Below are 8170 nucleotides of genomic sequence, written 5' to 3'. Positions count from 1 at the left end.
GGCGCTGTTGAATGAAACCTGGCTGGCCGGGCAAACCATCCTGATGCTTGAACCCCGCCGGCTCGCCGCCCGTGCCGCCGCCGAGCGGTTGGCCAGTGAGCTGGGGGAGAAGGTCGGGGAGACCGTTGGCTACCGCATCCGCCTGGACAGCAAGGTCGGCCCCAGCACCCGTATCGAAGTGGTCACCGAAGGCATCCTCACCCGCCGCCTGCAGGATGATCCGGCACTTGATGGCGTGGGCTTGCTGATCTTCGACGAATTCCATGAGCGCAGCCTCGACGCCGACCTGGCATTGGCCCTGAGCCTCAATGGCCGCGAGTTGTTTCGCGACGAGCAGCCGCTGAAAATCCTCCTCATGTCTGCCACCCTCGAAGGCGAACGCTTGTCGGGTCTGCTGGACAACGCACCGATCCTGCGCAGCGAAGGCCGCATGTACCCGGTGCAGATGCGCTGGGGGCGGCCATTCCAGCCCGGTGAGTTTATCGAGCCACGGTTGGTGCAGACCATCCTTGAAGCCCTGCACGACGAAACCGGTAGCGTGCTGGTGTTCCTGCCGGGGCAGGCGGAGATTCGCCGGGTCAATCAACAGCTGGCCGACGCCCTCGGTGAGCGCAGCGATGTGCTGCTCTGCCCGTTGCATGGCGAGCTCGACCTGACAGCCCAGCGGGCGGCTATCGACCCGGCACCCGCCGGCAAGCGCAAGGTGGTGCTGGCCACCAACATTGCCGAGACCAGCCTGACCATCAATGGCGTGCGAGTGGTGATCGACGCCGGGCTGGCGCGGGTACCGCGCTTTGACCCCGGTAGCGGCATGACCCGTCTCGACACCCAGCGCATCTCCCGTGCCAGTGCTACCCAGCGCGCAGGCCGGGCCGGGCGACTGGAGCCAGGCGTGTGTTATCGCTTGTGGTCCGAAGACCAGCATGAAGCGCTGGCGGCCTATGGCAGCGCGGAAATTCTCTCGGCGGACCTTGCCGGCCTCGCCCTGCAACTGGCGCGCTGGGGCGTGACGCCGACGCAGTTGGTCTGGCTTGATGTCCCGCCCACCGCCGCCTATGCCCAGGCCCAGGATTTGCTGGAACGTTTGGGCGCGTTGAAGGACGCGACCTTGACTCCCCACGGGCAGAAAATGGCCAGCCTGCCGGCGCACCCGCGCATCGCGCATTTGTTGTTGCGGGGGCAGGACCTGGGGCTGGCGAACATGGCGTGTGATGTTGCCGCGCTACTGGGCGAGCGCGACATCTTGCGTGGCGCCGGTGCGGACTTGCACAGTCGCCTGGCGTTGTTGTCTGGCGAGGAGCGCGCCCGTGGCACCCAGGGTGGCGTGCAGCGGGCCAGGCAATTGGCCCGGCAATATCGCGGCTATCTGAGAGGCAAGGCCGAGCAGCCGGTGGCCGATCCCGATCATCCGCGTTGGCTTGGGGCGTTGCTGGCACTGGCCTACCCGGACCGGGTGGCGCAGCAGCGTCGTGCCGGCGGTGCGGAGTATCGCCTGGCCAACGGTCGCGCCGCGTTGTTTGCAGAGGCCGACAGCCTGATGAAACAAGCATGGTTGGTGATTGCCGACCTGGGCAGCCGGCAGGGCCAGCGTGAAGAGCGGATCTACCTGGCCGCGGATTTTGATCCGGCGCTGTTCGATTCGGTATTGGCCGAGCAAGTGCGCTGCTTCGATCAACTGGATTGGGATGAGCGCGAGGGCGTGTTGCGCGCTGAACGCCAGCGCAAGGTCGGTGAGCTGATCCTCAGCCGCGAGCCGCTGACGGGCCTGGACGAGTCCGCCCGCAGCCAGGCGCTGGTCAACCTGGTGCGGCGCAAGGGCCTGGAGCTGCTGCCCTGGACCCCTGAACTGCGCCAGTGGCAGGCCCGCGTCATGCTGCTGCGTCAACTGGATGCCGGCAAGCCCAGTGAGTGGCCCGACGTCAGCGACAGCGCCTTGCTCGCCAGCCTGGAACATTGGTTGATGCCGTACTTGGGCAAGGTCTCGCGCTTGAGCCATTTCGCCAACCTGGATGTTTCCAGCTTCCTGCATAACCTGTTGCCCTGGCCGCTGCCCCAGCGCCTGGACGAACTGGCGCCCCATCATTTGAAAGTGCCTTCGGGCTCATCGGTGCGCCTGGACTACAGTGAACAGCCGCCGATTCTTGCGGTGCGCTTGCAGGAGCTGTTCGGCCTGGCCGACACCCCACGCATCGCCGGTGGGCGGCAGGTGGTCAAGTTGCACCTGCTGTCCCCAGCACGGCGGCCGGTGCAGGTGACCCAGGATCTGGCGAACTTCTGGCGCAGTACCTACGCCGAGGTGAAGAAGGATCTGAAGGGGCGGTATCCCAAGCATTACTGGCCGGATGACCCCTTGGTGGCAGAGGCGACTGCGCGGATCAAACCGCGCAAGTAATCCCGATCAAGATCTAACTGTGGGAGCTGGCTTGCCTGCGATGGCGGAGGGTCAGTTAGCCAGGTGCTGGATGACAGACCGCTATCGCAGGCAAGCCAGCTCCTACACGAACCCTATTCCACATTGGGTTTGGGGGTGTTTGCTATTGCGCCGCAGGCAGCAGGAACCGCGCAATCACCGGCAAATGATTGGAAATACGTAACGTATCGTCCTGGCGCACTCTGGCTTCGACCTTCTTCAGCCTTGGGCTGAAGAACAGATAATCCACCGTGCGATCCGGCCCATCGAGGCCCGGGTCGTTGGGGAAGTGGGTCAGCCACTGGGCGCGGTCAATCCCGCTGGATTGGCTGTTGCTGGGGACCATCGGGTATTTGTCCCACAGCAGATGCAGCTCGCTGTCCGGTGAGTACTGCCCGCGTCGGCCAGGGTCCAGGCGCAGGAATTGCCCCAGCGGCAACAGGTTGAAATCCCCGCCAATCAGCCACGGCGTGCCTCGGCTTTCGAATTTATCCAGCAGTTTGATGGTTGCCTGTACCTGTTCGCGCACCGCGCTGTGGCCGGGTGCGCCATTGTCCAGGCGGGTGTTGAGCACTGCCAGTTGGCCGCCGTCGCTCAACGGCAGGTAACTGAGCAGCAACGCAGGCTTTGGCTGGAATTGGCGACTGAGCAGGTTGGCCGAGGCCACGGGCAGTTGCAGGCGTTCGGCGTGTTCGATCTGGTAGCGGCTGAGGGTCACCAGCTTGCGGCCGACGCTGCCGAAGATATGCCAGTCGGGCACAAAGTCGGCTTTCCAGTCGAAAGCCTGGACGCTGCAAGGGTAGAGGTCCACCAGACGCTCCTGGAGCAGCGCCAGTTGATCCTGGTAGTGGGATGGCTTGGCGCCTTCGTCCAGCTCCTGCAACAACAGTACGTCTGGCTGTTCGTCACGGATCACCCGTGCCACTTCGTCCAGGCTGGAGGCCATGTCTTCGATGGTGGGGCGCTCGTCCGGGCCGCTACCGTCGGGAGTGTCGTACCAGAACACGTAGTTCTTGCCCGCCAGGTACTGCACGTTCCAGGTCATCACCTTGAGCGCCTGGCCGGGCAGCAGCGTCGGCGCGCGCGGGGCGACGCAGCTTACGGGCAAGGTCTGTTTGTCGGCGGGGCGCCAGGTCAGGCTGTAGACCAGGGCGGTCAGCACGCCAGCCAGAATCAGCAGACCTACCAGGGTTGTACGCAGTAAACGGATCATCGGCTCGCCTTATGGCGCTGCAGGACAGGCACGGAGCATACCCGACCGGCAGTCGGGAGCCCAAGGACCATGTTAACGGGCGTCTGCATCACCGGCGATCAGCATGAACAGGCGGAACAGCACCACGCTGGTAAACAACTGCAAGAAGCTGTGGGCACTGTCGATCAGCACCGCCAGCAGCGGGTTCTGCAGGTCGGGCCAGGCCGCGACGCTGGCGCCCTTGAGCAGCCACAGCGGGGTCATTACGCACAACAGGCAGATCAGGATGCGCAGGAAATGCCCGCGGGTCAGGCGGAAACTTTCCTTCATCGCGGCCAGCGCAGGCATGCCGCGCAGTACCAGCAGGTATTCGGCGAAGGCCAGGGTGACCATCAGCCATAGCCCCGGCAGGAAATACAGCGACAGCCCCAGCAGGATCAGCAAGGTGCTCATGGCGGTCAGTAGCGCATAGCGAGGCCACAGGGTCAGCGCCATGGCCAGCACGTCGGCGGTGCGCGGCGACTCGCCACGGCTGCGGGCGTCGAGGAACAGGATCAACGCGGCGGTGTACAGCGGATACACCAGCAGCCCGACGATCATGCTGTAGCCGGTGAACGCCTCCGGGCCCAGCGTGCGATCGAGCACTTGTTGCAGTACGGCTTCCAGGATCACCAAGGGCAGGCACAACTGCACGATGGCGCCCAGGTTGCGCTGGAAGAAATAGAAAGAGTCGCGCAGAACGGTCAACGGATTCATCAAAGTCATCACAGGCCAAAAAAGCAGCAGACACTTTAACTGATCACCGACAAACGTAAACCTTGGGTAAAGACCATTGAAACGCCGCGGCCCAGCCCCATTACTGGTGGCGTACCTTGCCCATTGCGGGCGGGACGCAGATTTTTACCGGCAATCTAACGAGGTCGCCATGAACAGCGAAGAGCAAACCCTGATCGATGGACTGTTTTCACGGTTGCAGCAAGCCGAAACGGATTCAGCCCCCCGCGACGCCCAGGCAGAAGCGCGGATCAAGGAGCACATCACTCGCCAACCAGCCGCCGGGTACTTCATGACCCAGGCGATTCTGGTGCAGGAAGCCGCGATCAAGAGCCTGGATGCGCAGAACAAGCAGCAGGCGCAGCAAATTCAGCAGTTGCAGGATGAGTTGCAACGCACCCGGACAGCACCGCCGGCCGCGAGCGGTGGTGGTTTTCTGTCGAGCATCTTTGGTGGCAGCTCCCGCGAACCGCAGCCTGCGCCCAGCGCGCCGGCCTCTGGCGCGGGCGGTTGGCGCGAGCCGAGCCGGCCGGGCTTCAATAGCGCGCCTGCGCCACAACAGAATTATCAGCAACCCCAGCCGGCAGCGCCCGCCGGTGGCGGCTTTCTCGGCGGCGCCCTGAAAACCGCAGCCGGCGTGGCCGGTGGTGTGATGCTGGCCCAAGGCATCAGCAGCCTGTTCAGCCATAACCAGCAGCCGCAGGTGGTGGAAGAGATCATCCGCGAAGAGCCGGCACCGGCCAGTGACAACAGTGGTTGGGGCAATGACGAGCAACGTTTCGCGGGCAATGACAGCACTGACAGCTTCGCCGACAGTGGTTATGCCGATGATTCTTCCTACTTTGGCGACGACGACTCCTTCGTCTGACACTCACTGAATCGGGGCGCGTTGTCGCCCCGGTCTGATTTTTCTCGGAAACCTCCTCTTGGCTGGCATACTGAGCGCCTTTGCGGGCCATCACGTCCCCGGTGCCATGAGGATATGCGGTGAAAAAAATAGCAGTGTTCGCCGATGTGCAGAACCTCTACTACACCGTGCGCCAGGCTTATGGCTGCCACTTCAACTACGCCGCCCTGTGGGCTGATATCAGCCAGCGCGGGCAGATCGTCGAGGCGTATGCCTACGCCATCGACCGTGGCGACAGCAAGCAGCAGCAGTTCCAGCAGATCCTGCGCAACCTGGGCTTTACCGTGAAGCTCAAGCCTTACATCCAGCGCAGCGATGGCTCGGCCAAAGGCGATTGGGACGTGGGCATCACCATCGACATCATGGACGCTGCCGACCATGTCGACGAAATAGTGCTGGCCTCGGGTGATGGCGATTTCGACATGTTGCTCGATCGCATCATTCATAAACATGGCGTCGAAGCCGTGGCCTACGGCGTGCCGGGGCTGACGGCCAACTCGTTGATCCGCGCGGCCAGCCGCTACGTGCCTATCGAAGGCGCGTTGTTGCTCAAATAGATTTTCAGATGGGGTTGGAACAGGTTTGGAACGTATAGCGGTCATCGACTTTGAAACCACCGGCATTTCGCCGAGCAGCAGTTGCCGGGCCACGGAAATTGCCGTGGTCATCCTGGAGCAGGGCCAGATCGTGGACCGCTACCAGAGCCTGATGAACGCCGGCGTGCGCGTGCCGGGGTTTATCGAGCAACTGACCGGCATCAGCAACGCCATGCTGCGCAGCGCGCCGCCGGCGGAGCGGGTGATGAACGAGGTCAATGAGTTTGTCGGCACCACGCCGCTGCTGGCGCACAACGCCGCGTTCGACCAGAAGTTCTGGGACTTCGAACTGGGCCTGATCCGCCGCACCCGCCTGCAAAAATTCGCCTGTTCGCTACTGTTGGCGCGCCGGCTGATGCCTGCAGCACCGAACCACAAGCTTGGCACCCTGACCTCCTACGCTCAGTTGCCCCACACCGGCAAGGCTCACCGGGCCATGGCCGACGCGGAAATGGCAGCCAACCTCACCGCCCACCTGGCGCAGGAACTGCGCCGTGCCCATGGCTTGCGCGAGTTGTCCCATGACCTGCTGTGCAGTTTGCAGAAAGTGCCGGCGGCGAAGATCAATGATCATCTGAAGAAACATCGCGGGTTCTGATAGCAATCCCGAGCCCAACCAAGATCAAACTGTGGGAGTGGGCTTGCCCGCGATGGCGGTGGGTCAGTTTAGCCATTCGGGCCAGACACACCGCTATCGCGGGCAAGCCCGCTCCTACACTTATTCGCATCCAGCCCCGGCAACCCGATCAACAGTAGGCCTGCGCTCAGGCACCGCCATTCTTCCCTTCCAAATGCCCCAACGGCACCCGCCGCTCTATGGCGCTCGACAGGATGATCGAGGTCTTGCTGAAGCCAAACTTCGCCACCCGGTTGATCAGGTTCTCCAATTCCGGCATCGACCCCACCGCCGCTTGCATGATCACGCAGGGGTCGCCGGTGACCCGGTGGCATTCGGTCAGTTCGGGGATTTCTGCCAGGGCGTCGTACACCTTCTGGCTGCCGTTGTTGGTCAAGCGCAGTTCGATTGTGCATTGGATCGGCAAGCCGATCTTGGACAGGTCGACCTTGGCCTGGTAGCCGGTGATTACGCCGCTGGCCTCCAGCTTGGCCACGCGTTCGGCCACGGCGGGGGCGGAGAGGTTAACGGTACGGGCCAGTTGCGCGTAGGTGGCGCGGCCATCCTCCAGCAGGGCGCTGAGGAGCATGCGGTCGTATTTGTCCATGATAAGGCTCTGCCGGTAGGGGGCTTTCGAATACAAGGCTTATAGCCTTGATAACCATGATTTGAAAAGTGTATGGGCGCTTTAAACAGGTTTTGTAACTTATGTTTACTGGCGCGGATTCCTAAAATAGCGATCCCTTGTCTTGCCGCAGAGCTGCCCATGCCTGGCCCACGTCGTTTTCCGTTACCGTTGATCGCCGCTTTTTTTGCGTTGTACGTGATCTGGGGTTCTACCTACCTGGTTATCCGCATTGGCGTGGAGTACTGGCCGCCGTTGATGCTGGCGGGGATTCGCTTTTGTACGGCGGGGGCGCTGATGTATGGCTACTTGCGCTGGCGCGGGGTGCCGGCGCCGACCTGGGCGCAGTGGAAAGCCGCGGGCATGATCGGCATTTTGCTGCTGACGTTCGGCAATGGCGCCGTGAGTGTGGCTGAACACACCGGCGTGACCTCCGGCGTCGCCGCGCTGGCCGTGGCGACGGTGCCGCTGTTTACCTTGCTCTGTGGCTATTTCTGGGGCGCGCGTAATACCCGTCTGGAATGGGCCGGGGTGATTCTGGGGATGATCGGCATCGCCATGCTCAACATGGGCTCCAACCTGCAGTCGAGCCCCCTGGGCGCTGGGCTGCTGTTGTTCGCCGCCGCTTCCTGGGCGTTTGGTTCGGTCTGGAGCCGGCACTTGCCGTTGCCTCAGGGCGCCATGGCCAGCGCCGCCGAAATGTTGATCGCCGGTGTGGTGCTGTTGATCGGCAGCGCACTCAAGGGCGAACACCTGGAGGCGATGCCGCCGGTGGAAGGTTGGCTGGCCCTGGCTTACCTGACCGTGTTTGGCTCGATCATCGCCTTCAACGCTTATATGTACCTGCTCAAGCATGTGCGTCCGGCAGCGGCCACCAGCTATGCCTACGTCAACCCGGCCGTGGCGGTATTGCTGGGGATTGTGTTTGTCGGCGAGACCATCGGCCTGGAAGAAGCCCTGGCGATGCTCGTGATCATCAGCGCTGTGCTGTTGATCAGCCTGCCCCAGTGGCGTAAGCCGAAGCCGGAAATAAGGTAAACTGCCGCGCAT

General features: G+C 62.9%; 8 protein-coding genes. 5 read left to right on the top strand and 3 right to left on the bottom strand.

Annotated elements, in window-relative coordinates; translation table 11 throughout:
• On the top strand, nt 1-2392 hold a 2392-nt coding region (gene hrpB / locus BHC62_RS03095), incomplete at its 5' end, for an ATP-dependent helicase HrpB (RefSeq protein WP_070994183.1).
• A gap of 142 nt (nt 2393-2534) precedes the next feature.
• Here the strand turns inward: hrpB and BHC62_RS03090 are convergent.
• Together BHC62_RS03090 and BHC62_RS03085 are read right to left on the bottom strand one after the other, a co-directional pair.
• Nucleotides 2535-3623 carry an endonuclease/exonuclease/phosphatase family protein gene (locus BHC62_RS03090; RefSeq protein ID WP_070994181.1) on the bottom strand — a complete coding sequence of 363 codons (1089 nt, stop codon included), beginning with the start codon at nt 3621-3623 and terminating at the stop codon, nt 2535-2537.
• 72 nt (nt 3624-3695) lie between these two features.
• Complete coding sequence (locus BHC62_RS03085; RefSeq protein ID WP_070994180.1) at nt 3696-4358, bottom strand: YciC family protein; 663 nt, start codon at nt 4356-4358, stop codon at nt 3696-3698.
• A gap of 169 nt (nt 4359-4527) precedes the next feature.
• Between BHC62_RS03085 and BHC62_RS03080 the strand changes: the two genes are divergently transcribed.
• The 3 genes from BHC62_RS03080 (at nt 4528) to BHC62_RS03070 (ending at nt 6477) form a co-directional block, all read left to right on the top strand.
• Nucleotides 4528-5244, top strand: coding sequence for a DUF2076 domain-containing protein (locus tag BHC62_RS03080; protein WP_070994179.1), 717 nt, complete (start codon nt 4528-4530; stop codon nt 5242-5244).
• A 119-nt stretch (nt 5245-5363) separates the two neighbouring features.
• Complete coding sequence (locus BHC62_RS03075; protein ID WP_029292193.1) at nt 5364-5840, top strand: NYN domain-containing protein; 477 nt, start codon at nt 5364-5366, stop codon at nt 5838-5840.
• A gap of 25 nt (nt 5841-5865) precedes the next feature.
• Nucleotides 5866-6477, top strand: coding sequence for a PolC-type DNA polymerase III (locus tag BHC62_RS03070; protein ID WP_029292191.1), 612 nt, complete (start codon nt 5866-5868; stop codon nt 6475-6477).
• 166 nt (nt 6478-6643) lie between these two features.
• Here the strand turns inward: BHC62_RS03070 and BHC62_RS03065 are convergent, their stop codons facing one another.
• Nucleotides 6644-7102: an Lrp/AsnC family transcriptional regulator gene (locus BHC62_RS03065; RefSeq protein ID WP_029292189.1), complete on the bottom strand. Its 459-nt coding sequence runs from the start codon at nt 7100-7102 to the stop codon at nt 6644-6646.
• A 159-nt stretch (nt 7103-7261) separates the two neighbouring features.
• Between BHC62_RS03065 and yedA the strand changes: the two genes are divergently transcribed.
• Nucleotides 7262-8158 (top strand): drug/metabolite exporter YedA, encoded by an 897-nt coding sequence (yedA, locus tag BHC62_RS03060; protein ID WP_029292188.1) that lies wholly within the window; start codon nt 7262-7264, stop codon nt 8156-8158.
• Nucleotides 8159-8170: the final 12 nt, after the last annotated feature.

This window comes from Pseudomonas sp. 06C 126, from assembly GCF_001855215.1.
GTDB lineage: Bacteria > Pseudomonadota > Gammaproteobacteria > Pseudomonadales > Pseudomonadaceae > Aquipseudomonas > Aquipseudomonas proteolytica.
This window is presented reverse-complemented; position numbering and strand designations above follow the sequence as displayed.

What these genes read in the sequence shown, in the direction of transcription:
- BHC62_RS03090 (WP_070994181.1), bottom strand. Translation starts at nt 3,623, where the DNA reads ATGATCCGTTTACTGCGTACAACCCTGGTAGGTCTGCTGATTCTGGCT.
- BHC62_RS03085 (WP_070994180.1), bottom strand. Translation starts at nt 4,358, where the DNA reads ATGAATCCGTTGACCGTTCTGCGCGACTCTTTCTATTTCTTCCAGCGC.
- BHC62_RS03080 (WP_070994179.1), top strand. Translation starts at nt 4,528, where the DNA reads ATGAACAGCGAAGAGCAAACCCTGATCGATGGACTGTTTTCACGGTTG.
- BHC62_RS03065 (WP_029292189.1), bottom strand. Translation starts at nt 7,102, where the DNA reads ATGGACAAATACGACCGCATGCTCCTCAGCGCCCTGCTGGAGGATGGC.
- yedA (WP_029292188.1), top strand. Translation starts at nt 7,262, where the DNA reads ATGCCTGGCCCACGTCGTTTTCCGTTACCGTTGATCGCCGCTTTTTTT.